Origin of the sequence: Streptomyces sp. NPDC006332 (assembly GCF_040612855.1) — a bacterium.
Taxonomy (GTDB): Bacteria; Actinomycetota; Actinomycetes; order Streptomycetales; family Streptomycetaceae; genus Streptomyces.
In genome coordinates this window covers 85966-110030 of sequence record NZ_JBEXRA010000015.1, presented here as the reverse complement: position 1 = coordinate 110030, position 24065 = coordinate 85966, and the positions used below count along the sequence as shown (strand labels likewise).

The following is a 24065-nucleotide window of genomic DNA, read 5'->3' as shown; positions in this document are numbered from 1 at the left end:
TACAGCTACACCGGGGCCGCCTCGATGTACGCGATGACCGGCGACGGCGACACCGCCATCACGTACCTGCACGTCGCCGGCGACGACGAGCGGGGCGCCCGGCTGGTCACCGAGCACCTCATCGCGCTCGGCCACCGCCGCATCGCGCACCTCGCGGGCTACGGCGCCGTCGGTGAACTGCGCAGACGCAGTTTTGAGGCGGTGATGCGCGCCCACGGCCCGGCCGACCAGGCTCCCGTCGAGGCCGGCGACATGACGGAGGAGGGCGGCTTCCGCACGGCTGTCCGGCTGTTGAGCCGACGCGAGCGGCCGACCGCCGTCGTGGCCGTCAACGACATCGCCGCCGTCGGCGTGCTCTCGGCCGCCGAGGAACTGGGTCTGCGCGTCCCCGAGGACCTGTCCGTCACCGGCTACGACAACACGAGCATCTCCCGGCTGCGCCACCTGTGGCTCACCACGGTCGACAACGCCGGGCACGAGGTCGGCCGTCGCGCCGCCCGCTGCCTCCTGGACCGCTTCGACGGAGCCGGGGGAGCGGGCCGGACCCAACTGGCCACGCCCACCCTGGAGATCCGCGGAACGACGGCACCACCGCGGACGGGCACGCCGGACCCCGCGTCCGCGACCTGACCCCGCCATACCGGTCCCGGGCGAGCGCGGCTGGAGAACCCGCCCGCACCCCGAGCGATACAGCCGACAAAATTGTTGACAATGTTGTCTGGCTAGATTTAGGTTCGACAGGCACTCACTCAGGGAGGGCGCAATGCCGAAAGAAGCCCGTCCGAGCACCGGAGAGCAAGCCAGACAGCACGCCCTCACACAGCTGCGGCAAGCGATCCTGCACGGCGACATGGCACCGGCACAGCGGCTGGTGGAGAACGAACTCGCCGAGCAGTTCGGTGTGACACGGGCGAGCATCCGCGCGGCACTGATCGATCTGGAGGCCCAGGGTCTCGTCGAGCGGATCCGTAACCGCGGCTCGCGGGTGCGGGTGGTGACCGTGGAGGAAGCGGTCGCCATCACCGAGTGCCGCATGGTCCTCGAAGGGCTGTGCGCGGCGAAGGCGGCCACCCTGGCCGACGACGACCAACTGGCCGAACTGACGGACCTGGGCACGGCGATGGCCAAGGCCGTGGCCGACGGCGAACCCGTGACCTACTCCGACCTCAACCACGAACTGCACACCAGGATCCGGGAGTTCTCCGGTCAGCGGACGGCCTTGGAGCTGCTGGAGCGACTCAACGCCCAACTGGTCCGCCACCGCTTCCAGTTGGCCCTGAGGCCGGGACGTCCGCAGCAGTCCCTGGGCGAGCATCTGGCGATGATCGAGGCGATCAGCGCCAGGGACCCGCAGGCGGCCGAGGCGGCCGTCCGTGCCCACCTCACCAGCGTGATCGAGGCGCTGCGCGACTGAGCCGCGCGAGGCGGGCGCACACCTGTCCACCCCGGCGAGTGAGCCGAGGGGGCGCACCGGTGGCGAACGCGCGACCATGCCGCGGCCCGAAGGGCCGAGCACGGCCCGGGGCTCGACATCGGCTGGGACCTCCCGAGGTGAACCGTCCGAACAGAGAGCGATACGAGCCATGACGCACGCAGGCGCCGCGCCCGCCACCCCACGATCGACACTCGTCATCACCGCGCACGCCGGGGACTTCGTGTGGCGGGCCGGCGGAGCCATCGCGCTGGCCGCCTCCCGCGGGGAGAAGGTCACCATCGCCTGCCTGACCTTCGGTGAGCGGGGCGAGTCGGCCAAGGCATGGCGCGAGGGCAGGCGACTGGACGAGATCAAGGCGATACGCCGGGACGAGGCCGAGCGCGCCGCCGCCACCCTCGGTGCCGAGGTCCGCTTCTTCGACGCCGGCGACTATCCCCTGGTGGTCACCGCCGAGTTGACCGACCGGCTCGTCGCCGTCCACCGGGAGACCCAGCCCGACATCGTGCTGACCCACCCGGTCGAGGACCCGTACAACGGCGACCACCCGGCCGCCAACCGTATGGCGCTGGAGTCCCGGATCCTCGCGCAGGCCATCGGCTACCCGGGGGAGGGCGAGATCATCGGCGCCCCGCCGGTCTTCTACTTCGAGCCGCACCAGCCCGAGATGAGCGGGTTCAAGCCCGAAGTCCTGCTCGACATCACCGAGGTGTGGGACACCAAGCGCAAGGCGATGGAGTGCCTCGGAGCCCAGCGGCACCTGTGGGACTACTACACCGACCTCGCCGTGCGCCGGGGCGTCCAGCTCAAGCGCAACGCCGGGCCCAACCTGGGGCTGGCCCACAAGACGATGGCCGAGGCGTACATGCGCCCGTACCCGCAGATCGCGAAGGAGTTGGCGTGAGCGTGCTGAGGCGCGGCGCGGGCCGGGGGTCCGTGCGGCGAAGCGAGTCGGGCACCGTGCCGCGGCGGAGCCGCAGCGGAGCTCGGCGGAAGGGGAAAGCGTGAGCGGAGTGATCGTCACCGACCCGCCGAAGACGGACGCGAAGGACGTCGAGGCGCTCGCCGGGTTCGGCGTGGCCACCGTCAGCGAGGCGCTGGGCCGCACCGGTCTGCTCGGGCCCGGGATCCGTCCCGTCCAGCAGGGCGTACGGGTCGCCGGCACCGCTGTCACCGTGCTCAGCTGGCCCGGCGACAACCTCATGATCCACGCGGCCGTGGAGCAGTGCGGCGAGGGCGACTTCCTGGTCGTCACCACCACCTCCCCGTCCACCGACGGCATGTTCGGCGAGCTGTTCGCCACCGCGCTCCAACGGCGGGGGGTGCGCGGTCTGATCATCAACGCCGGCGTCCGCGACACGCAGGAACTGCGGGACATGGGCTTCCCCGTCTGGTCCCGGGCGGTCTGCGCGCAGGGCACCGTCAAGGCCACCGGGGGCTCGGTCAACGTCCCGGTCGCGATCGACGGACAGGTCATCCGCCCCGGCGACGTGGTTCTCGCCGACGACGACGGCGTGGTGGTCGTCCCGCGTGAACGCGCCCGCGCCACCGTGAGCGCGTCCGAGGCCCGGGAAGCCAAGGAGGCTGGGGCCCGTGCCGCCTTCCTCGACGGCCAACTGGGCCTGGACCGCTACGGGTTGCGCGAGACGCTCCAGCGTCTGGGCGTGCGGTACCGGACCCATGAGGAGTACGAGCGGGAGCGGTCGTGACCCACGGCTTCGACGGGGTGCCGTGCCTGCTGATGCGGGGCGGCACCTCCAAGGGCGCCTACTTCCTCGCCGACGACCTCCCCGCCGAACCGGCCTCGCGTGACGCGCTGTTGCTGCGCCTCATGGGCAGCCCGGACGAGCGGCAGATCGACGGCCTGGGCGGCGCGCACCCGCTCACCAGCAAGGTGGCCGTGGTCGCGCCGTCGACCGACCCGGACACCGACGTCGACTATCTGTTCCTCCAGGTCGGTGTCGGAGAACCCGAAGTGAGTGACCGTCAGAACTGCGGGAACATCCTCGCCGGCGTCGGCCCGTTCGCCGTCGAGCGCGGGATCGTGCCGGCGGGGGAGGAGCGGACCGCCGTCCGTATCCGCATGGTCAACACCGGTGACCGGGCCACCGCGACCTTCCCGACCCCCGGCGGCCGGGTGCGCTACACCGGGGACGCCGAGATCTCGGGCGTGCCCGGGACGGCCGCGCCGGTCGTCATCGAGTTCCCGCCCGGCGCCCGGAACCTGCTGCCCACCGGCAACATCCGGGACGAGATCGACGGCACGCCGGTCACCTGCGTGGACAACGGCATGCCGACGGTCCTCGTCGAGGCCGCCTCGCTCGAGGTCACCGGCTACGAACCGCCCGCCGAACTGGAGGGGGACCGGAAGCTGGCCGACCGGCTACGCACGATCCGTCTGGAGGCGGCCCGTGTGATGGGTCTCGGTGACGTCTCGAACGCCACCGTGCCCAAGCTCACCCTCCTCGCCCCGCCCCGCGAGGGAGGCGCGATCACCACCCGCACCTTCGTTCCGGTGCGCTGTCACCCGGCGATCGGGGTGCTGGGCGCGGCGAGTGTCGCGGCCGGCCTGCGCGTCGACGGCAGCGTGGGCGCGGACCTCGCGGCACTCGACGCCGACAGCGACCGCGTGCGCATCGAACACCCCACCGGATTCCTGGACATCGAGAGCAGCCTCGGGACCACCCCCGCCGGCCTGCCCACCGCCCGCCGTACCGCCGTCGTCCGCACGGCCCGCAAGATCTTCGACGGTGTCGTCTTCCCCCGGTCCGCCGAGACGGCACCGATCCCCCCGCGAACCCCAGGAGGCCAAGGATGACCCCGCCGCTCGGCGACATCGCCCATATCGGGCACGCCCAGCTGTTCACCCCGGACCTGGACGCCAGCGTCTCCTTCTTCACCGACTTCCTCGGGCTCACCGTCAACGGTCAGCACGGGGACACGGTCTACCTGCGGACCTTTGACGACTACGAGCACCACAGCCTGGTACTCACCGCCCGCGAGCAGCCCGGCCTCGGCCGGCTCGCCCTGCGCACCTCCAGCGAGGCGGCCCTCGAACGCCGTATCAAGGCGGTCGAGGAGGCGGGCGGCACCGGCCACCGGGTCGAGGACGAGCCGGGCCTCGGCATGCTGTACGTCACCACCGACCCGGACGGCCACGAGCACGCCCTGTACTGGGAGAGCGAGCACTACCGGGCCCCCGACGAGCTCAGGCCCGCGCTCAAGAACCAGCCGCAGGCCAAGCCCAACCGGGGCGTGGGCGTACGGCGCCTGGACCACGTCAACTTCCTCGCCGCCGACGTGCTCGCCAACTCCGAGTTCCAGCAGGACGTGCTGGGCGCCCGGCCCACCGAGCAGATCCTGCTGGACTCGGGCACGGTCGCGGCGCGCTGGCTGACGTACACCAACAAGTCGTACGACGTCGTCTACACCTCGGACTGGACCGGCAGCGCCGGGAGGCTGCACCACATCGCCTTCGCGACCGACACCCGCGAGGACATCCTGCGCGCGGCCGACCTCGCCATCGACAGCGGCGTGTTCATCGAGACGGGCCCGCACAAGCACGCCATCCAGCAGACGTTCTTCCTGTACGTCTACGAGCCCGGCGGCAACCGTATCGAGTTGTGCAACCCGCTCACCCGACTTGTCCTGGCCCCCGACTGGCCGCTGATCACCTGGACCGAGCAGGAGCGGAAGAAGGGGCAGGCCTGGGGCCTGAAGACCATCGAGTCCTTCCACACGCACGGGACGCCACCGGTCGCGTGACACCGACTCCTTTCACCCCGGCGGAGCTCAATTGTCGATGAGATTGTTGACAAAAACGTTGACGTCTATCGGCAGGCGTCCCTAACGTCGGGGCACCCCGCTCGCACGAGAGGAATACAAGGATGTCTTCCGCCCCCGCGCTCTCCGCCCGCGGCAGCAGACTGGCCCTTCTGGTCGTCGGTCTGTGCTGGCTGGCCGTGCTCTTCGACGGCCTCGACATGTTCATCTACGGCTCGGTGCTGCCGCACCTGCTGGAGACGAAGACCTTCGGCCTCACTCCGGACACCGCGGGCGACCTCGGCAGCTACGCCACCTTCGGCATGCTGGTCGGCGCCCTGACCGCCGGCACGATCGCCGACCGGGTCGGCCGCAAGAAGCTGATGGTCGCCTCCGTGACTCTCTTCTCGCTGGCCTCCGGCGTGTGCGCGACGGCGGACAGCGTGGCCGTCTTCGGCCTCGGCCGGACCCTGGCCGGCGTCGGCCTCGGTGGCCTGCTGCCCACCGCGATCAGCATGGTCTGCGACTACGCCCCGCGCGGCCGCGGCGCCCTCGTCATCGGCCTGCTGATGACCGCGCACCACGCGGGCGGCATCCTCTCCGCCTATGTGGCCAAGTGGCTCGTCGAGCCGGTCGGCTGGCGCGCCGCGTTCTGGGTCTGCGTGCTGCCGCTGCTGTTCGCCCCCGTTCTCGCGAGGTTCCTGCCCGAGTCACTGAGCTTCCTGGTCGCGGGCGGCCGTACCGACGAGGCCCGCGCGCTGGCCGACCGCTACGACGTCGAGCTTCCGGCCGCGAAGTCCGACGAACGGGACGCGGCCGACCGCTGGACCAACCTGGCCGACCTGTTCCGCGGCGGCGAGTGGATCCAGACCCTGCTGTACTGGCTCGCCTCCTTCGGCGGCCTTCTCCTGGTGTACGGCGTCGCCACCTGGCTGCCCACCCTGATGCGGGCCGAGGGCTACGAGCTCGGCTCGGCGCTGACCTTCGTGGTCGTCTTCAACCTCGGCGGCATCGTGGGCATGCTGATCGCCGGCCGGGCCGCGGACATCTTCGGAGCCCCACGCATCTCGGCGATCTGGTTCGCCCTGACCGCCGCCGGCGTGTTCCTGCTCAGCGTGCACATGCCGATGAGTGTGACGATGGTCGTCGTCTTCCTGACGGGTGTGTTCCTCAACAGCGCCCAGACGATGATCTATGCGACGGTGTCGATCCGCTCCCGGGCGGACAACCGGGCCACCGCGGTCGGTTGGACCTCCGGCATGGGCCGCTTCGGCGCGGTCTTCGGACCCTGGCTCGGCGGCCAGTTGCTCGCCGCGGGCAACGGCGACTGGGGCTTCACCGCCTTCGCGCTCGCCGGAATGTCGTCCATGGTCTTCATCGGCATCGCCGCCGTACGCGGTGTCGAGAAGGCGCCCGAGAACGGCGCCGAGCAGGGGCTGGCCGGCGCGCACTGAGTACGAGCGAGCTGCTCACCGGCGTGCCGGGCGGGGCGCCGGGCCGCGTGTTGAAACGGATCTCAGTGCCTGGTGCGCACACCGTCGAGGGCCACGGAGAGCACCCGATCGCGCTGGGCGTCGTCGTCGAAGGTCGTCCCGGTGATGCCCGCGACCATCCGCAGCAGGTCGGTGAAGTCCATGTCGGTGCGCGCCTCGCCCGCCTTCTGGGCCCGTTCGAGCAGCGGGCCGCCGGCAGCGTACATCGACTCGCGGCACGCGGCGAAGATCTCCGACTCGTCGTTGAGCGCCTCGCGGACGGCGCGCTTGGTGACCATGTACCCCGCGAACCTGTCCAGCCAGGCGGTCAGAGCCTCCCAGGGCCCCCGGTCGGCGACCTCCTCGGCGGCCCTGCACAGGGCGTTGACGTCGTCCGCGTAGACACTCTCGAAGAGCTGGCGGCGGGTGGGGAAGTTCCGGTACAGCGTGCCGATGCCGACGCCCGCGCGCCGGGCGATGTCCTCCAGGGAGGCTTCCGCGCCGTGCTCCGCGAACGCCTCGCGGGCGGCGGCCAGCAGGGCGTCGTAGTTGCGGGCGGCGTCCTTCCGGTGCGGTCGCCGGGACGCGACGATCTCGCTGACGGGGAACGGCTGGGCGGTCACGGCTGCCTCCCGGGCGGCGGACGAGGTTGAAGCGGAGGTATGCCTCCGCTACAGTGGAGGGGTACCTCCACTTTACCAGTGCGGGGTGCGCTCGCCGTGGATGCGTGCGGCCGCACGCATCGGCGACGGGACGACACCCCCGCGATCCCGCACCGTACTCACCACGGGCCCCGCGAAGACGCAGCCCGTGAGTCCCTCACCTTTCCGCGACCGCTCACCACGGCCGTCGTTTCGTGCCCGTGCCGCCCCGGCGTGCACCGGGCCGGCGCGACCGTGGGTCGAGGCGTCGGCCGCAACCCGTGTTCGGAGAGGCACTTTCCATGCCCCGCAAATCCACCCGTCTCACCTTCGCCGTCCTCGCGACCGGCGCCGGTGTGTTCTCCATGCTGCAGTCGCTGATCGCGCCGGCTCTGCCGACCGTCCAGCACGCGCTGCACACCTCGCAGTCCACCGCGACCTGGGTGATGACCGCCTATCTGCTGTCCGCCTCGATCTTCACCCCGATCCTCGGCCGGGTCGGCGACCTGATCGGCAAGAAACGCACCCTCGTCGCCGTCCTGGTGACCGTCGCCGTCGGCTGTCTGCTCGCCGCGCTCGCGCCGAGCATCGGCCTCCTGATCGTCGCCCGGGTCGTCCAGGGCGTCGGCGGCGCCCTGTTCCCGCTGTCCTTCGGCATCATCCGGGACGAGTTCGCCCCCTCCGAGGTGAGCGGCAGCATCAGCAACCTGTCCGCCGTGATCGCGGCGGGCGGCGGCGTCGGCATGGTGGCCGCCGGACCCATCGTCAGCGCGCTGGACTACCGGTGGCTGTTCTGGATCCCGGTCGCCATCGTGGCCGCCGCCACGCTCATCGCCGTACGGTATGTGCCCGAGTCGCCCCGCAGGGCGCAGGGGCAGGTCAACTGGCTCGGCGCCGCGCTGCTGTCGGCGTGGCTGGTCGCCCTGCTGCTGCCGCTCAGTCAAGCGGCCGTGTGGGGTTGGGGCTCGGCGCGGGTTCTCGGTCTGTTCGCCGCCGCCGTAGTCCTGTTCGCGCTGTGGCTCGCCGCCGAGGCCCGCTCCAGCACCCCGCTGATCGATCTGCGGGTCATGCGGCTGCCGACCGTGTGGACCACCAACACCGCCGCACTCCTCTTCGGCGCCGGCATGTACGCGATCTGGTCCTTCCTGCCCGGATTCGTGCAGACGCCGTCGTCCGCCGGGTACGGCTTCGGCGCGAGCGTCACCGCCGCCGGACTGCTGATGCTGCCGATGCTGGTCGCGATGTTCCTCTCCGGCGTGCTCAGCGGCCGCCTGGAACCGGTCCTCGGCGCCAAGGCCCTTCTGACCACCGGCGCCGCGCTCGGCGCGCTCGCCTGCGGCATCCTCGCCCTCTGGCACGACGAGCAATGGCAGATCGCCCTCGTCGCGGGAGTGTTCGGCCTCGGTGTCGGCCTCGCCTTCGCCTCCATGGCCAACCTGATCGTGGGCAGCGTCCCCGCCGACCAGACCGGCGCGGCCACCGGCATGAACGCCAACATCCGCACCATCGGCGGCTCCATCGGCGCCGCGGTCACCAGCGTCCTGGTCACCGGCCGCCTCCAGCCCTCGGGCCTGCCGTACGCCTCCGGCTACACCCACGGCTTCACCCTGCTCGCCGTGCTCTGCCTGGCCGCGGCGCTGGCCGCGCTGCTGGTGCCGGTCCGACGCGACGGCCGTACGACGGGCCGCCCCCGCGCCGCGGGCGGCGCCACCGCCGAGGAGCAGGTGGTCGCGGCTCCCGGCGCGCGCGGCTGACGTGCGCGCATGGGGTAGGGTTGACCCGCGCGCTCACACGGGCGACCGTGCGAGCGCACCGGGACGTGGCGCAGCTTGGTAGCGCACTTGACTGGGGGTCAAGGGGTCGCAGGTTCAAATCCTGTCGTCCCGACTTTACGAAGTCGCAGATCAGGGGCCGTTTCAGAGGAGATCTGAAACGGCCCCTCGGTCATTCCTGAGGGACCGCTTCCCAGCGGCACACCCAGGTGGTCCGCGCCTGGCTTACGCAGTACGAGTGAATGAACCGACGGTTTCGATCAGTGCCGGGTGCCGGATCTTACGCTTCCCCCATGGAACCGGGGCCTGTTGGGTGAGGCCCTGGCGGGCGGCGGGCCGGTGGAAAGGCGCACCTGATGTCGGGGTTGGGGAAGTCGCCGGACGTGCTCAGGCGCCGGGCGGAACGCTTCCACCGGACCTGGGCGCGGACCCGGGGCGCGGTGGGCGTGGCAGGTCTCCTGGGAACAGTGCTGACGTTCGGCGGGTTGTGGGCCGCCGGTGGCGGGGCGGCGCGGATGGCGGCTTTCGGTCCGTCCGCCGGCTGCTGGGGGTTGGCGGCCTCCCTGATGCTCCGCGCGCGGGGAACGAGCGGAAGGGTGCGGACGCGTCTGCTGCTGTTAGGGGGCTCCGCGGTAGCCGGAGGCGTGTACCGGGGAGCGGTCACCGTGCTGTCCGTTCAGCCTCCGGCTTCGGGAGGGGACGGGCGATCGGTGCTGGGTTCTGTGCTGGTCATTGGCGTGACCCTGACGGTCGGCCTGGGGGTGGCCGGTCTGGTGGTCGCGGCCGACGCCGGTACAGGTCGGCAGGTGTTGCTGCGGCGTGTGCTCGACGGGGTCGTCACGGCCGGGGCGGTGTTCATGACGGGATGGGTGCTGCTGCGGGGGGCCGTCGACGGTTGGCGGCTGGGGACGGGCATGGTCGGTGTTCTGTGGGCAGCGGAGGTCGCGTTCCTCAGTTTTCTGCTCGCCCTGCACCGTCTCGTACGGAGCGACCAGCGAGTCACCCTGTGGTTCGGGTTCGCCGGGGTGTCCCTCATGCTGATCGGGGACACCGGGCGACTGTGGGCGGGCGGCCCGCACGGCCCCGACGTGATGGCCTGTCAGCTGGTCGACCTCTGCGTCACCGCGGGGCTGCTGGTGGTCGCTGTCAGCCCGTGGGTGTCCGGTGGGGCGAGCGTGCTGGGCACCGCGCAACCGCGGCTGCGATGGGGGATGGAGGGTGCGGCGGCGTTCATTCCGCTGACCGTCTGCACGGCCACGGCACTGGGATATGTGCTTGCTCCCCCTGCCCGGGACCCGGTGCCGCTGTTGGTCGGCGGAACGGCACTGCTGAGCCTGTGGGCTCGCCAGAGGTTCCTGCGGAGGGAGAGCTCCAGGAACGGCGACTGAGTCCTCGTGCGGCCGCCCTCCTGGGACGGTTCCCGGTCGGCGAGCCGGCTCAGCGGTGTCCTGAAACGCCGGGGTACGCGGCCGATGTCCGTCGGTACGCTCAGCCCGTGATGGAGCGCTGGAAGCAGCACGTGTCCCGTCATCCCCTTGTCGGCGCGCTGGAGTTGACGCTCGCCTGGCACGTGGTGCTGGTGCTGTGCGCCAAGGTGGTCCTGCCGCCCTTGGCCCCGTCCTGGTTCCCGGATCTCGGGGCCGCACTGGTCAACGCGGTCTGCGCCGCGGGCGCCTGGTTCGTGCTGTGGCGCTGGGGGTGGCTGCGCGTGGCCGGGGTCGCCTCGCTCGGCAGGCCGCGACGCTGGTGGCTGGCGGCGCCCATGCTCCTGGTCGCCGCCGCGTACGCCCTCGCAGGCCTCACCGGCAACCAGACCGTCCTGGTCAGCTCCCTCGTCTCACTGCTGTGGGTCGGGATCAACGAGGAGGTGTACAGCCGTGGCCTGGTGCAACAGGCCCTCACCCCGCTCGGCCCGTTGCGCGCCGCGGTCGGGGTGGGCGTCCTGTTCGGGGCCGGGCACCTGCAGAACCATCTGTTCTTCGGGGCCCCGCTGGGCGACGCCCTGTGGCAGATGCTGTCGGCCGCGTTGTTCGGCTTCACCTGCGCCGCTCTGCGCTGGACGATCGGGTCGGTGTGGCCGATGGTCCTCGTGCACGCGCTCGACGACTTCTTCCAGATCCGTTCCCCGGGCGCGGCTCCCGACTGGTGGCAGGTGTGCGTCTACGTTCTCCACGCCGGGTACGGAGTGTGGTTGCTGCGCCGGTACGGCACGGTGGGGGGCCCGATGGCCGAGCATGCTCCCGCCAAGGACTCCGACGGGAGCGTGCCGCGGTGACCGGGCCCGCCGACGTCAGCCGGCCGGCGCTTAGGGCGTGTTGCGAAAGTCCCGCCTGCCTGGCGACGCCATGCACGCTCCCCCACTGCCTTAACGGCGTGGGAGGTGCCCCCACTCGCCGCACCGGGCGAAAGCCCGAGTACATCCAGTACGAGGGCATCCGCCCGGCACGCCGAGAGCACGCTCCCCCACTCTCGGCTGCGCTCGAGCGGGGGGACCCCCATGACGCCGCCAGGCCCGCCCTCCGGGCGGACGACGGGACTTTCGCAACACGCCCTAGGACTCGTACGCGTAGAACCCGCGACCGCTCTTGCGCCCGAGGTGGCCGGCGGCGACCATGCGGCGCAACAGCGCGGGGGGCGCGTAGAGCGGCTCCTTGAACTCCTCGTACATGGACTCGGCGACTGCCTGGGCGGTGTCCAGGCCGATGAGGTCGAGCAGGCGGAGCGGGCCCATGGGGTGGGCGCAGCCGAGTTCCATGCCCTGGTCGATGTCGTCGGGACGCGCGGCGCCGGACTCCACCATGCGGACCGCGCTGAGCAGGTAGGGCACGAGGAGGGCGTTGACCACGAAGCCGGAGCGGTCGGGTGCCTGGATGGGCTGCTTGCCGAGCGCCGCGGCCAGGGCGCGGGTGCGCTCGATCGTGTCCGGGACGGTGGTGAGGGCGGGGATCAGCTCGACCAACTGCTGCACCGGCACGGGGTTGAAGAAGTGCATGCCGATGACCTGGCCCGGCCGTCCGGTCACCACGGCGAGGTCGACGATGGGGATCGACGACGTGTTGGTGGCCAGGACCGCCGCCGGGTCCTCCAGCGTCTTGTCCAGCTTCTGCAGGATGTCGGTCTTGATGTCGCGGTTCTCGGCGACGGCCTCGATGACGAACTGACGGTCGGCGAGGTCACCGAGATCGTGGGTGAAGGACAGCCGGGCGAGGGCCTGTTCGCGTTGCTCCTCGCCGAGTTTGCCGCGTCCCACCGCCCGGTCGAGGGAGGCGGTGATACGGCGGCGGCCTGCCTCGACCGCGTCGGGGGTGGCTTCGGCGACGCGGACGTCGATACCGCTGCGGGCGGCGACCTCGGCGATGCCGGAGCCCATGAGGCCGCAGCCGACGACGCCGAGACGGGTGACGGGATCCATCTGTTGTCCTGTTCGTTGGGTCAGACGTTACGGCGGTACTGGCCGCCGACCTCGAAGAACGCGTCGGTGATCTGCTGCAGGGAGCAGACCCGGGCGGCGTCCATCAGGACGGCGAAGACGTTGCCGCCTTCCATCGCCGCGTTCCTGAGGGCGGCCAGGGCGGCGTGGGCCGGCTCGTGGTGGGAGGCCTGGTAGGTGCGCACGCGATCCAGCTGGGACTGCTTCTCGTCCTCGGTGGCGCGGGCGAGTTCGATGGCGCCCGGTTCGGCGGTGTCGGCGTGCGGGTTGCGGAAGGTGTTGACGCCGATGAGGGGCAGGGTGCCGTCGTGCTTGCGCTGCTCGTAGAGCATCGACTCGTCCTGGATGCGGCCCCTCTGGTAGCCGGTCTCCATCGCGCCGAGCACGCCGCCGCGTTCACTGATCCGCTCGAACTCCTGCAGGACCGCCTCTTCGACCAGGTCGGTGAGCTCGTCGATGATGAACGACCCCTGGAGGGGGTTCTCGTTCATCGCGAGGCCCCACTCCCGGTTGATGATCAGCTGGATGGCCAGGGCCCGTCGGACGGAGTCCTCGGTGGGGGTGGTGACCGCCTCGTCGTAGGCGTTGGTGTGCAGGCTGTTGCAGTTGTCGTAGATGGCGATGAGCGCCTGGAGAGTGGTGCGGATGTCGTTGAAGTCCATCTCCTGCGCGTGCAGGGAGCGTCCGGAGGTCTGGACGTGGTACTTCAGCTTCTGGGAACGCTCGCCCGCGTCGTACTTCTCCTTCATCGCGACGGCCCAGATACGGCGGGCGACGCGGCCGAGGACGGAGTACTCGGGATCCATGCCGTTGGAGAAGAAGAACGACAGGTTGGGCGCGAAGTCGTCGATGTGCATGCCACGGGCCAGGTACGCCTCCACGTAGGTGAAGCCGTTGGCCAGGGTGAAGGCGAGCTGGCTGATGGGGTTCGCGCCGGCTTCGGCGATGTGGTAGCCGGAGATGGACACCGAGTAGAAGTTGCGGACCTTGTTCTCGATGAACCACTCCTGGATGTCCGCCATCATCCGCAGGGAGAACTCGGTGGAGAACAGGCAGGTGTTCTGGCCCTGGTCCTCCTTGAGGATGTCGGCCTGCACGGTGCCCCGCACGTTCGCCAGCGCGTGCGCGCGCAGTTCGGCCGCCTCCTCGGGTGAGGGGTCACGTCCCTCCACGGCCCGGAAGCGGTCGCTCTGCTGGTCGACGACGGTGTTGAGGAAGAACGCCAGGATGGTCGGCGCGGGCCCGTTGATCGTCATGGAGACCGAGGTCGTCGGCGCGACCAGGTCGAAGCCGTCGTAGAGCGTCTTCATGTCGTCGAGCGTGGCCACCGAGACGCCGGAGGTGCCGACCTTGCCGTAGATGTCGGGGCGTTCGTCCGGGTCGCGGCCGTAGAGGGTGACGGAGTCGAAGGCGGTGGACAGGCGGGTGGCCGGCTGCCCCTCGGAGAGCAGCTTGAAGCGTCGGTTGGTGCGGAACGGGTCGCCCTCGCCGGCGAACATCCGCGCCGGATCCTCACCGTCGCGCTTGAAGGGGAACACCCCCGCGGTGAAGGGGAAGTAGCCGGGCAGGTTCTCCCGGCGCCAGAACCCCACCAGCTCCCCGTGGTCGGTGAAGCGGGGCAGCGCGACGCGGGGGATCTTGTTGCCGGAGAGGGACTCGCGGGTCAGCTTGGTGCGGATCTCCTTGTCGCGGACCTTCACGACCTGCTCGTCACCGGAGTACGCGGCGACGACGGAGGGCCATGTCTCGATCTGTTCGACGATGTCGTGCGGGAGCTGCCTGCGGGCGTCGTCGAGCAGCGACTGCACGTTCCCGGCGTCGGATCCGGCGTCGACGAGCTCACCCCTGACCGTCTCCAGGCGCTGCACCCGCCGGGCCGCCTCGGCCAGACGGCCGGTCTCGGTGTGGTAGGCGCGGACGGTGTCGGTGATCTCGGCGAGGTAGCGCACCCGGTCCGCCGGCACCACCTGTCGGATGCCCGACGAATGGCGCACTTCGACCGGCGCCAGCGCGCCCTGAGACAAGGGCAGCCCCTTCTCGGCGAGCACCGTCTTCAGGTGCTGGTGCAGGGCGGTGACGCCGTCGTCGTTGAAGGTCGCCGCCGACGTGCCGTACACCGGCATGTCCTCGGGCCGCATGCCGAACGCCTCGCGGTTGCGGACCAGTTGACGGCCGACGTCGCGCATCGCGTCCTTGGCGCCGCGCCGCTCGAACTTGTTGATCGCCACCACGTCGGCGAAATCGAGCATGTCGATCTTCTCCAGCTGCGAGGCGGCACCGAACTCCGGCGTCATCACGTACAGCGAGGTGTCGACGAACGGCACGATCGCCGCGTCGCCCTGGCCGATGCCCGGCGTCTCCACGATCACCAGGTCGAACCCGGCGGCCTTCACGACGTCGATCACGTCGGACAGGTGCTCGGGCAGCTCGCGGCTGCCGCGGGTGGCCAGGCTCCGGAAGAAGACCCGGCTCCCGTCGAGGGAGTTCATCCGGATCCGGTCACCGAGCAGCGCCCCGCCGCCACGGCGCCGGGTCGGGTCGACCGCGATCACCGCGATCCGCAGCTTGTCCTGCTGGTCCACCCGGAAGCGGCGCACCAACTCGTCGGTCAGCGACGACTTCCCCGACCCTCCGGTGCCGGTGATGCCGAGAACCGGAACCGGCCGGGCCGGGGCGCCGAGGTCCTCCAGGAACTTCGGCGGCAGCTTGCCGAGTTCGGCGCCGGTGATGGCGCGGGCGACAGCGAACCGGTCGCCGGCCAGCACGGCGGCCGGGTCGGCGGGCTTGCCGTCCCACAGGTCGAAGTCACAGTCCCGCACGACCGAGTTGACCATCCCGGCGAGGCCCAGCCGCTGCCCGTCCTCGGGAGAGAAGATCGTGACCCCGCTCCGGCGCAGCCGGGTGATCTCCTCGGGCACGATCACGCCGCCGCCACCGCCCACCACCCGGACGTGGTCCGCTCCCTGCGCGCGCAGTGACTCGACCAGGTACTCGAAGTACTCGACATGTCCGCCCTGGTAGGAGGAGACCGCCACACCGTGGGCGTCTTCCTCCAGCGCCGCGTCCACGACCTCGCGCACCGACCGGTTGTGTCCCAGGTGGATCACCTCGGCGCCCTGGGACTGGAAGATCCGTCGCATGATGTTGATCGACGCGTCGTGCCCGTCGAACAGGGCGGACGCGGTGACCAGGCGGACAGGATGCACGGGGCGGTGCAGGTCGCTCATCGGGGCCTTCCCGGACAGATCGGGGGGAGCTCTGGCTGAAGAAATACTAGGACGTCCTAGTAAATGACAGAAGGCGATGACCGTGTGACCAGAAGCACAGAGGTGGAGTGCGGTGAGGCGAGGGGTGATCTCACCGGCACGGGCTCACCCTCTCGGCGGTCTGGCTGAGAAAAACGCGTGGACTGCGTGACCGCCGTCGCAGGACACTGCGGTTTCGACGCATATGGCGGGGTGCCGTACGACATCACGGAGTGAGGATGGAATCGTCGGAATCACGCGAGGCCCCTTGGGGCAAGACCAGGGCCAGGGGCTCGGTGCTCCTCGCACTTCGTTACTACGGACGGGAGCTGGTCAGGCTCCGGTGGCTGACGGTGCCCGCGATGCTGGCGTGCGCGCTGGGCAACATCGGCCTCAACTACATCGCACCGCTGATCGTCGCGAAGCTCGTCGGCAACATCGCCGACGACCCCGGTATCGCCGTCGGCACCACGCTGCCCTACGTCCTCGGCTTCGCCGGTGTCCTGCTGCTCGCGGAGACGCTGTGGCGCGTCGGCCTGCACTGTCTGAACCGTCTTGACGCCCGCGGCATCGAGCACCTGTACGTGCTCGGCATGGACGAGCTGTTCGCCAAGGACGCCGCGTTCTTCCACGACAACTTCGCCGGGTCGCTGACCAAGCGGGTCCTGAGCTTCGCCTCCCGCTTCGAGGACTTCGTCGACACCCTGACGTTCCAGGTGGTGGGCAGCTTCGTGCCGTTGGCGTTCGGGTCGGTGGTGCTGTGGCGCTACGAGCCGCTGCTCGTCGCCGGGTTGCTGGTGATGATCGCGCTGACCGCGGTGTGCGTGGTGCCCCTGATCCGCCGCCGCCAGGCGCTCGTCGACCGCCGCGAGGAGGCGATCGCCCGGGTGTCGGGCCATGTCGCCGACAGCCTGATGAACATGGACACGGTCCGGGCGTTCGCCGCCGAGGAACGCGAGGCCGCGGAGCACCGGTCCCGGGTCGCCGCGTCGCGGCGGCTCACGCTGAGGTCGTGGGACTACGGCAACCTGCGCATCGACACGCTGGTCGCGCCGATGTCCGTACTGACCAACGTGCTGGGACTGCTGCTCGCGGTCGCGCTCGGCGGGGGCAGGCTCGGCGTCGAGGCGGTCGTGGTGGCCTTCACGTACTACTCCAACGCGACGCGGATCATGTTCGAGTTCAACCAGATCTACCGTCGGCTGGAGAGCTCGATGACGGAGGCCGCGCAGTTCACCGAGCTGCTGCTGACCCCGCCGACCGTGCTCGATCCGGCGTCGCCTGAGCCGCTCGGGTCCCGCGCCGCCGACGTCCGCTTCGACCAGGTGAGGTTCGCCCACGCGGGAGCGGAACCGCTCTTCGAGGGCCTCGACCTGGCGGTGCCCAGCGGGGCGAGGATCGGTCTCGTCGGCCGGTCGGGCGGGGGCAAGACCACGCTCAGCCGGCTGTTACTCCGGATGACGGACATCGACGGGGGCCGGATCCTGATCGGGGGCCAGGACATCAGCAGGCTGCGCCAGGCGGACCTGCGCAGCCTGATCGCCTACGTGCCGCAGGACCCGGCGATGTTCCACCGCACCCTGCGGGAGAACATCGCGTTCGCCCGACCGGACGCCACCGACGCGGAGATCCGCCGCGCGGCCGAGGCGGCACACGTCACGGAGTTCGCCGACGCGCTGCCGGACGGCTTCGACACCATGGTGGGGGAGCGGGGTATCAAGCTGTCCGGCGGGCAGCGCCAGCGCGTCGCGCTCGCCCGGGCGATCCTGCGTGACGCGCCGATCCTGCTGCTCGACGAGGCGACCAGCGCCCTGGACTCCGAGAGCGAGATCCTGGTCCAGGAGGCGCTGTGGCGGCTCATGGAGGGGCGGACGGCGCTGGTGGTGGCGCACAGGTTGAGCACCGTCGCCGGGATGGACCGACTCGTCGTCCTCGACCGCGGACGGATCGTCGAGCAGGGCACCCACCAGGAGCTGCTCGCCGCGGACGGCGCCTACGCGAAGCTCTGGCAGCACCAGTCGGGAGGTTTCCTCGACGACGTCCCCGCGCGGGCCGACCGGTGAACACGAGGCCGGTGGTGCACTGGGTCGTGCCCGCTCAGTCCTGATAGCTCCGATAACCCCGTAGCTTCCGATACAGCGTGGCGCGGGCGATACCGAGTGCTGTCGCCGTCCGAGCCTTGTTGCCGCCGTGGCGGTGCAGGGCCTCCAGGATGGCGGCGCGTTCGGCGTGTTCCATCGGGCTGAGGCGCCGGGTCGCGGGTCCCTCCCGTACGGAGTCCGGCAGCTCGGCGCGCCGTACGGGGCCCGTCGTGCTGCGTGTCTCGGCCAACGCCCGTACGACGCGGGAGAGTTCGGTGAGGTTGCCGGGCCACGGATGCTGTTCCAGGGCGCGCAGCGCGTCCAGCGTCCAGGTCAGCGGGGGGCGTCCGGGCGCGGGCGGGGGAGCCAGGGCCGCGAGCAGGTCCCGGATGTCCTCCGTCCGTTCGCGCAGTGCGGGCAGGGTGACCGAGCGGGCGGCGAGGGTGTCCAGGAACCGTTGCAGGCAAGGGCCGGGAGGCGGGCCAGGGGTGTAGGTGACTACGAGGGGCGCGCCCGGATGTGCTTCCAGCAACGAGTTGAGGGCTGCCGTGTCGGGCGGGGTGAGACGCTCGACATGACGGATCAGAAGGGGGCGGCCGCCCTCCGTCAACTCGCCCAGTTCCAACCGTATTTCGGATTCCGCCGCGTCCACCAGCGACGGGTTCGCGACGAGTTCCCGGGCGAGCGAGGTCTTCCCGGTGCCGCGCTCGCCGACGAGCAGCAGAGGTTCGGGGGACCGGGCCAGCTCCATCGCCCGGCCGGCCGCGTGCCGCCAGGGCAGCGACCGGCCGACGAGCCCCACGACAGCCGGGCCGGCCGCCACCACCGTCTGCTCCGCCGCCTCCAGCACGGCCACCGCACCGACGACCGAGCCGAGATGCGGCACGGGGGTGACGGTCGCGAAACCCCCGGTGCCGTCCGTGACCGGGAAGCGGCGGGAGGCCGAAGACGCCGGGTCGGCCGGTGGCTCCCCCGGCTCCGGTCTCGCCCAGTGGTCCGGGTTTCTCAGCAGGTCGATGGTCCGCCGCTCGAGTTCCTCCAACGCCTCGGGTGACAGCAGTCGCCCCGCGGCCTCGCTGACCAGACGGCTGCGTCCGTCGAGGGCGACGACCGCGCGCCCCTGCTCCCCCGCGGCCCGCAGATACGCGTCCAGCAGCACCCGCTCCGCCGCCTGTGACCCCGCGAGGAGTTCCGCCTCCACGGCGATCGCCGCGGCCTCGGCGAGCGGGGCCCCCGGATGCGGCCGGCACTCGGTGCACAGCCTGGAGGACACCGTCACCGTGCCCAGGGCCGGTCCGTTTCCCGGAGCCCGCACGGGCACGCTGACCGCGCAGATGTCCTGCCACAGATCGAGGAAGTGCTCGGGGCCGTGCACCTCGGCGCGGCGGCCGGTGCGCAGGGCGTGGGCCGCGCTGTTGTGGCCGACCACCTGCTCGGAGAGGTCCAGGCGACGCAGGTCGATGGGCGCGAACCCGGTCGCCCACAGCACCCGCAGCCGCTCGTCGGTGAGGATGAGCGACGCCCGCCCGGTGTCGAGAGCCGGGGCGATCCGTTCGAGCACGGGCCGGACCGCCGCCAGCAGAGAGGACTGAGCCGGTCGTACGGAATGCCGCGGTGCGGGATCCCGCACATCGTGCCGCACGCCGAAGAACCGGGCGCGCCGCCATGCGGCGGCGATGTCCTCCGGCACCCCGTCCGGCAGTCGACGCCCCATCAGGAACTGCCGACGGGCCTCGCGCAGCGTAGCGAGCGCGGGGCGGGCGGAGGGATGCTCTGCGATGGTCACGGCGTCGCTCACCCTACCGGTAGCGATTTAATGCGCAACAAACTGTGGCATGTCCCACCGGGTGTCTCTTATTGAGACACCCGGACTTTCGCGTTTCCGCACATGATCTTGAACAGTCGGCGCCTGTTCTCATTCCCTGGAGCGTTCCCCGTGCACACCGTCGAGCCCGATGTCGAGACCGACGTACTCATCGTCGGCAGCGGCCCCGCGGGCGCCTTGGCAGCGCTCGCCCTGAGTACCTACGGCGTACCGAACATCGTCGTCACCCGCTACGCGAGGCTCGCCGACACGCCCCGCGCGCACATCACCAACCAGCGCACCATGGAGGTCCTGCGCGACCTCGGCGTGGAGCGGGAGGTCGTCGCCAAGGCCACGCCCCAGCACCTGATGGGCGACACGACCTTCTGCACCAGCCTCGCCGGCGAGGAACTCGGCCGGGTCCGCTCCTGGGGCAACGACCCGCTCGTCCAGGCAGCACACGAACTCGCCAGCCCCACCCGGATGTGCGACATGCCCCAGCACCTCATGGAGCCGGTGCTCGTCGACGCGGCCGTCGCGCGCGGTACGAACCTGCGCTTCAGCACGGTCTACAAGTCCTTCGTCCAGGACGCCTCCGGGGTGACGGTCACCATCGAGGACCGGCTGCGCGGCGACCAGTACACCATCCGCGCCAAGTACCTGATCGGAGCCGACGGCGGCCGCTCGCAGATCGCCGAGGACGCCGGGCTGCCGATGGGCGGCCAGATGGGGGTGGCCGGCAGCATCAACATCGTCTTCGACGCGGACCTGTCGAAGTACACCGCCCACCGCCCGTCCACCCTGTACTGGGTGCTCGCCCCGGGTGCCACCGTCGGCGGCATCGGCGCCGGCCTGGTGCGCTGCGTCCGGCCCTGGAACGAGTGGATGATCGTCTGGGGGTACGACGTCACCGCGGGCGCCCCCGACCTCACCACCGAGTACGCCGAGTCGATCGTCCGCCAACTGGTCGGAGACGACGAGATCCCCGTCACCATCAAGTCCTCCTCGGCCTGGACCGTCAACGAGATGTACGCGGAGACCTATTCCAACGGCCGGGTCTTCTGCGCCGGAGACGCCACCCACCGCCACCCGCCGTCCAACGGCCTCGGCTCCAACACCTCCATCCAGGACTCCTACAACCTGGCCTGGAAGCTCAAGCTCGTCCTCGACGGCACCGCGTCCCCCGAGCTGCTGGACACCTACACCGCCGAACGCGCGCCGATCGGCCGGCAGATCGTCACCCGCGCCAACAAGTCCATCGGCGAGACCGCGCCCGTCTTCGAGGCCCTCGACGGGCTCGCCCCGCAGACGCCCGAGCAGCTGTGGGCCAACATCGACGCCCGCAAGGACGACACCCCCGCGGCCCAGGAGCAGCGGGCGAAGCTGCGCGCGGCGATCGCGTTCAAGGTGTACGAGTTCAACGCGCACGGCGTCGACCTCAACCAGCGGTACGCCTCCACGGCGGTCGTCCCCGACGGTACGGCGGACCCCGGTTTCGACCGCGATCCCGAGCTGTACCACCAGCCCACCTCCCGCCCCGGCGCCAGGCTCCCGCACGCCTGGATCACCTCGGGCACGCGCACCCTGTCCACGATCGACACCGTCGGAGGGGGACGCTTCACCCTGATCACAGGCATCGGCGGAGACAACTGGCTCCGGGCGGCCCGTGCCCAGGACCTGGAGATCGCCTCCGTCGTCATCGGGCCCGGCCAGGAGTACGAGGACCCGTACGGCGATTGGGCGCGCCTGAGTGAGGTGACCGACGGGGGAGCGCTGCTCGTACGGCCGGACGGCTACGTCGCCTTCCGGCACGCCACGGCGGCCACCACCCCTCAGGACGCCGAGCGGTTGCTGGACGCGGCGGTGCGCCAGATCCTCGGGCATGCCTGACGGCAACGACGGGCAGCAGCCCTGGAGCCGTTCCACAAACTCACCGACTCTCCGACTCACGAAAACCGAAAGGTGAACACCATGCCCCTCGGACTGCTCCGGCGGCGCCTCAACCGTGCCCCCGGAGGCGCCGCGGGCCTGACGCTTCCCGTCCCGGCCGGCGCGGGCGCCGCCGTCATCGAGGTCCTGGACCCGCTGAACGAACCCATGGGCGCCGCCGAGGTGACGGTGACGGAACTCCGTACCCACCGGGTCGCGGCGCGCGGTGCCACGGACCCGTACGGCTTCTTCATGGCGGTCCTCCCCCCGGGCAGCTACAGCCTGCTGATCGTGGCCGAGGGGTTGGAACCGCACCGGGAGACCTTCGACATCGTCGCGGACGCCGGCCCCTCCCCGCGGCGCGTGTGGCTCCAGTCGGCCCGGCAACTCGAACTCCCGGTTCCCGGGACCTGGCTCTTCGACCCGCCGCACACGGCGATCCGCTTCGTCGCCAAACACGTCGGCATGGCTCATGTGCACGGCCGTTTCGAACGTTTCCAGGGCGGCCTCCAGATCGCCCAGGACATGACCCAGTCCCGCGTCCAGGTGCGCATCGACGCGTCCAGCATCACCACGGGCAACAACACCCGGGACACACACCTGCGTTCCGCCGACTTCCTCGACGTCGACCGGTTCCCGTACATCGACTTCGTCAGCACCCGCTTCGCCTACCGGGGCGGCACCAAGTGGACGCTGCAGGGCGGCCTCACCATGCACGGCGTGAGCCGCTCGGTCGCGCTGGACACCACGTACCTGGGGATGGTCAACGGCGGCTACGGCGAGGAACTGCGCTGCGCGGCCCTGGCCAAGGCGGAGCTGCACCGCGAGGACTACACGCTGAACTGGAGGACGATGCTGGCCCGCGGCATCGCGGTGGTCGGTCCGACGGTCCAGCTGGAGCTGGACGTCCAGGCGATGTACCGCACCCACGACACGCCGACACCGCCGGAGTAACGGCCCGCCGGGCGGTGCCCGCCCACTGGACGCCCCCTTGACGCCTACTTGATGCGGATCGACACTCGAGAGAGGAATCCTAGTGAACAGGTAGGGAAGCATGGGGCGTCTTGAGCCGGTCTCCGGCCGGGTGAGCCGTACGTCTCGGCCGTCCCCTCTTCTGACTTCCCGCCGGCACATCGATCTGCAGCGGGTCTGCAGCGCGATCAGCACCCTGGGCTGAGCCGCCCCACCCCCGCGCGCCCGCCGCACCCCGGTGCCCCCACGGGCCGTCGCGCTCGGGTGGACACCGGCCGGCCACGGCCCGACGAACGCTTCCGCCGCGCGTACGTCTGCGCATCACCCCCGGGGAGATCCATGTCCGTCACACCGCTCGCCGCCGCTCCGTCCGCCCCCCGCGCCACCGCGTTCCGCGGCCGGATCGGCCGGGACGCGCGCAGTGGCCACTACGCCGTGCCCCGCCGCTACCGCCTCCATCTGTCACCCGTCTGCTCCGACGGCCTGCGCATCGCCGTCGTGCACGCTCTTCTCGGCCTCGCCGACGCCTGTCCGGTGACGTATCTGGACGCCGTGCCCGACAGCCCCGACGGCGGTCACTCCGCGCTGCGTCCGCTGTACGAGGCGAGCGCACACCGGTACTCCGGCCCGGCCGTCGGGCCGGTGCTCAGCGACGACTGGTCCGGGCGGATCGTCTCCACCCACGCCCCGGACATCACCCGCGACCTGGCCCGGCACTTCGGCGCCGGGCGGCCCGCGCTGTACCCGTGCGGGACGGAGAGCGAGATCGAGGCCGTCGAGCGGATGTGCGCCCGGGACATCAACGAGGCCGCGCAGCGTGCGGGCCGGGCCGGTGCGGACGCGTCCGAGCGGGCGAGGGCCCTCGACACACTGCTGGCCGCGCTCGGCGTGCTGGAGCGACGGCTGGCCTTCCAGGACCATCTGATCGGCGACCATCTCACCGTCGCCGACGTCGAGTTGTGGGTCACTCTGGTGCGGCTGGACACCGTGCACCGCAACCACCTCGACGCCGCCGCGGTGCACCGCGTCGCCGGACACCACGCCCTGTGGGCCTACGCCCGCCGCCTGGCCGCGCACCCGGCCTTCGGCCCCCTTCTCGACCTCGACGGCATCGCCCGCCTGCACCACGCCCACTGCCGGGGCCTGGAGGACGCCGGAGCGGCCGTGCAGATCCTCGACTGGGCGGCCCACGTGGCGCGGAGCGGGTGACCCGTTCCAATTGCTGGACCGGCATTGACATGTGTTCTGGCGATTGTCTTAACTTGCGACCCAGAACGGTCATGAGTGTCAGCGACAAGCCCTGGCTTGCTGACCGGCAACCCTCGCACGCGGTGGGGTGCCCCAGGTGACGACCCGACCGACGAAGTCTCGGTAAGCGCGATGCCCCCCGGGGGCCGGAAGAGTGACGGTGACGCCATGTACGCAGCTCCCAGGACGGCCCTCCGCCGCCCACAGGGCTGCGTGCTGTCGTACCTGACCCTCCTCGTCGCCGACCGGACCGTCGATCTGCTGCGTGTGAACAGCG

General features: G+C 70.9%; 19 protein-coding genes, 1 tRNA gene and 1 riboswitch. Of the genes, 16 read left to right on the top strand and 4 right to left on the bottom strand.

Annotated elements, in window-relative coordinates:
- The 7 genes from ABZ027_RS16310 to ABZ027_RS16280 all read left to right on the top strand — a co-directional run.
- Positions 1-630, top strand: a 630-nt coding sequence (locus ABZ027_RS16310; protein WP_356768642.1) for a substrate-binding domain-containing protein, incomplete at its 5' end; no start/stop codon positions are given.
- A 133-nt stretch (positions 631-763) separates the two neighbouring features.
- Complete coding sequence (locus tag ABZ027_RS16305) at positions 764-1414, top strand: GntR family transcriptional regulator (protein WP_356768640.1); 651 nt, start codon at positions 764-766, stop codon at positions 1412-1414.
- Positions 1415-1583: 169 nt separating this feature from the next.
- Positions 1584-2336: a PIG-L deacetylase family protein gene (locus tag ABZ027_RS16300; protein ID WP_356768638.1), complete on the top strand. Its 753-nt coding sequence runs from the start codon at positions 1584-1586 to the stop codon at positions 2334-2336.
- Positions 2337-2436: 100 nt separating this feature from the next.
- Positions 2437-3141 (top strand): 4-carboxy-4-hydroxy-2-oxoadipate aldolase/oxaloacetate decarboxylase, encoded by a 705-nt coding sequence (locus tag ABZ027_RS16295; protein ID WP_356768636.1) that lies wholly within the window; start codon positions 2437-2439, stop codon positions 3139-3141.
- Between the two features lie 32 nt (positions 3142-3173).
- On the top strand, positions 3174-4250 hold the full coding sequence (locus ABZ027_RS16290; protein WP_356768776.1) for a 4-oxalomesaconate tautomerase: 1077 nt from the start codon (positions 3174-3176) through the stop codon (positions 4248-4250).
- Entirely contained in the window at positions 4247-5197 is a 951-nt protein-coding gene (locus tag ABZ027_RS16285; RefSeq protein ID WP_356768634.1) for a catechol 2,3-dioxygenase, read from the top strand. The genes ABZ027_RS16290 and ABZ027_RS16285 overlap by 4 nt, the downstream gene beginning before the upstream one ends.
- A gap of 122 nt (positions 5198-5319) precedes the next feature.
- Positions 5320-6648 (top strand): aromatic acid/H+ symport family MFS transporter, encoded by a 1329-nt coding sequence (locus ABZ027_RS16280; RefSeq protein WP_356768632.1) that lies wholly within the window; start codon positions 5320-5322, stop codon positions 6646-6648.
- Positions 6649-6710: 62 nt separating this feature from the next.
- On the opposite strand, the gene ABZ027_RS16275 is transcribed toward ABZ027_RS16280, so the two are convergent.
- Entirely contained in the window at positions 6711-7289 is a 579-nt protein-coding gene (locus ABZ027_RS16275) for a helix-turn-helix domain-containing protein (protein ID WP_356768630.1), read from the bottom strand.
- Positions 7290-7609: 320 nt separating this feature from the next.
- On the opposite strand from ABZ027_RS16275, the gene ABZ027_RS16270 reads away from it, so the two are divergent.
- The 4 genes from ABZ027_RS16270 (at position 7610) to ABZ027_RS16255 (ending at position 11354) form a co-directional block, all read left to right on the top strand.
- Positions 7610-9061 (top strand): MFS transporter, encoded by a 1452-nt coding sequence (locus ABZ027_RS16270; protein ID WP_356768628.1) that lies wholly within the window; start codon positions 7610-7612, stop codon positions 9059-9061.
- 59 nt (positions 9062-9120) lie between these two features.
- Positions 9121-9194, top strand: a tRNA-Pro gene (locus ABZ027_RS16265).
- Positions 9195-9816: 622 nt separating this feature from the next.
- Positions 9817-10467: a hypothetical protein gene (locus tag ABZ027_RS16260; RefSeq protein WP_356768626.1), complete on the top strand. Its 651-nt coding sequence runs from the start codon at positions 9817-9819 to the stop codon at positions 10465-10467.
- A gap of 110 nt (positions 10468-10577) precedes the next feature.
- Positions 10578-11354 carry a CPBP family intramembrane glutamic endopeptidase gene (locus ABZ027_RS16255; RefSeq protein WP_356768774.1) on the top strand — a complete coding sequence of 259 codons (777 nt, stop codon included), beginning with the start codon at positions 10578-10580 and terminating at the stop codon, positions 11352-11354.
- Positions 11355-11630: 276 nt separating this feature from the next.
- Here ABZ027_RS16255 and ABZ027_RS16250 read toward each other — a convergent pair whose 3' ends face one another.
- Both ABZ027_RS16250 and icmF read right to left on the bottom strand, forming a co-directional pair.
- On the bottom strand, positions 11631-12491 hold the full coding sequence (locus tag ABZ027_RS16250; protein WP_356768624.1) for a 3-hydroxybutyryl-CoA dehydrogenase: 861 nt from the start codon (positions 12489-12491) through the stop codon (positions 11631-11633).
- 20 nt (positions 12492-12511) lie between these two features.
- Positions 12512-15736 carry a fused isobutyryl-CoA mutase/GTPase IcmF gene (gene icmF / locus ABZ027_RS16245; RefSeq protein WP_356768622.1) on the bottom strand — a complete coding sequence of 1075 codons (3225 nt, stop codon included), beginning with the start codon at positions 15734-15736 and terminating at the stop codon, positions 12512-12514.
- A gap of 257 nt (positions 15737-15993) precedes the next feature.
- Here icmF and ABZ027_RS16240 point away from each other — a divergent pair, with 257 nt between their 5' ends.
- A complete protein-coding gene (locus ABZ027_RS16240; protein ID WP_356768621.1) occupies positions 15994-17817 on the top strand; it encodes an ABC transporter ATP-binding protein in 1824 nt (607 codons plus the stop codon).
- Positions 17818-17851: 34 nt separating this feature from the next.
- Here ABZ027_RS16240 and ABZ027_RS16235 read toward each other — a convergent pair whose 3' ends face one another.
- Positions 17852-19549: a helix-turn-helix domain-containing protein gene (locus tag ABZ027_RS16235; protein ID WP_356768772.1), complete on the bottom strand. Its 1698-nt coding sequence runs from the start codon at positions 19547-19549 to the stop codon at positions 17852-17854.
- 222 nt (positions 19550-19771) lie between these two features.
- Here ABZ027_RS16235 and ABZ027_RS16230 point away from each other — a divergent pair, with 222 nt between their 5' ends.
- The 4 genes from ABZ027_RS16230 (at position 19772) to ABZ027_RS16215 (ending at position 23749) form a co-directional block, all read left to right on the top strand.
- A complete protein-coding gene (locus ABZ027_RS16230) occupies positions 19772-21529 on the top strand; it encodes an FAD-dependent monooxygenase (protein WP_356768619.1) in 1758 nt (585 codons plus the stop codon).
- An 81-nt stretch (positions 21530-21610) separates the two neighbouring features.
- On the top strand, positions 21611-22522 hold the full coding sequence (locus ABZ027_RS16225; protein ID WP_356768617.1) for a YceI family protein: 912 nt from the start codon (positions 21611-21613) through the stop codon (positions 22520-22522).
- Between the two features lie 100 nt (positions 22523-22622).
- Positions 22623-22745 (top strand): putative leader peptide, encoded by a 123-nt coding sequence (locus ABZ027_RS16220; RefSeq protein WP_356768615.1) that lies wholly within the window; start codon positions 22623-22625, stop codon positions 22743-22745.
- Positions 22746-22879: 134 nt separating this feature from the next.
- Positions 22880-23749 (top strand): glutathione S-transferase C-terminal domain-containing protein, encoded by an 870-nt coding sequence (locus tag ABZ027_RS16215; RefSeq protein WP_356768613.1) that lies wholly within the window; start codon positions 22880-22882, stop codon positions 23747-23749.
- Between the two features lie 67 nt (positions 23750-23816).
- A riboswitch (SAM riboswitch) is annotated at positions 23817-23924 on the top strand.
- Positions 23925-24065 lie beyond the last annotated feature (141 nt).

Bases quoted from the DNA above. Each gene is read 5' to 3' on its own strand.
- ABZ027_RS16270 (WP_356768628.1), top strand. From the start codon at position 7,610: ATGCCCCGCAAATCCACCCGTCTCACCTTCGCCGTCCTCGCGACCGGC.
- ABZ027_RS16240 (WP_356768621.1), top strand. From the start codon at position 15,994: ATGGAATCGTCGGAATCACGCGAGGCCCCTTGGGGCAAGACCAGGGCC.
- ABZ027_RS16300 (WP_356768638.1), top strand. From the start codon at position 1,584: ATGACGCACGCAGGCGCCGCGCCCGCCACCCCACGATCGACACTCGTC.
- ABZ027_RS16225 (WP_356768617.1), top strand. From the start codon at position 21,611: ATGCCCCTCGGACTGCTCCGGCGGCGCCTCAACCGTGCCCCCGGAGGC.
- ABZ027_RS16215 (WP_356768613.1), top strand. From the start codon at position 22,880: ATGTCCGTCACACCGCTCGCCGCCGCTCCGTCCGCCCCCCGCGCCACC.
- icmF (WP_356768622.1), bottom strand. From the start codon at position 15,736: ATGAGCGACCTGCACCGCCCCGTGCATCCTGTCCGCCTGGTCACCGCG.
- ABZ027_RS16285 (WP_356768634.1), top strand. From the start codon at position 4,247: ATGACCCCGCCGCTCGGCGACATCGCCCATATCGGGCACGCCCAGCTG.
- ABZ027_RS16235 (WP_356768772.1), bottom strand. From the start codon at position 19,549: ATGGGGCGTCGACTGCCGGACGGGGTGCCGGAGGACATCGCCGCCGCA.
- ABZ027_RS16220 (WP_356768615.1), top strand. From the start codon at position 22,623: ATGGGGCGTCTTGAGCCGGTCTCCGGCCGGGTGAGCCGTACGTCTCGG.
- ABZ027_RS16255 (WP_356768774.1), top strand. From the start codon at position 10,578: ATGGAGCGCTGGAAGCAGCACGTGTCCCGTCATCCCCTTGTCGGCGCG.
- ABZ027_RS16250 (WP_356768624.1), bottom strand. From the start codon at position 12,491: ATGGATCCCGTCACCCGTCTCGGCGTCGTCGGCTGCGGCCTCATGGGC.
- ABZ027_RS16280 (WP_356768632.1), top strand. From the start codon at position 5,320: ATGTCTTCCGCCCCCGCGCTCTCCGCCCGCGGCAGCAGACTGGCCCTT.
- ABZ027_RS16290 (WP_356768776.1), top strand. From the start codon at position 3,174: ATGCGGGGCGGCACCTCCAAGGGCGCCTACTTCCTCGCCGACGACCTC.
- ABZ027_RS16305 (WP_356768640.1), top strand. From the start codon at position 764: ATGCCGAAAGAAGCCCGTCCGAGCACCGGAGAGCAAGCCAGACAGCAC.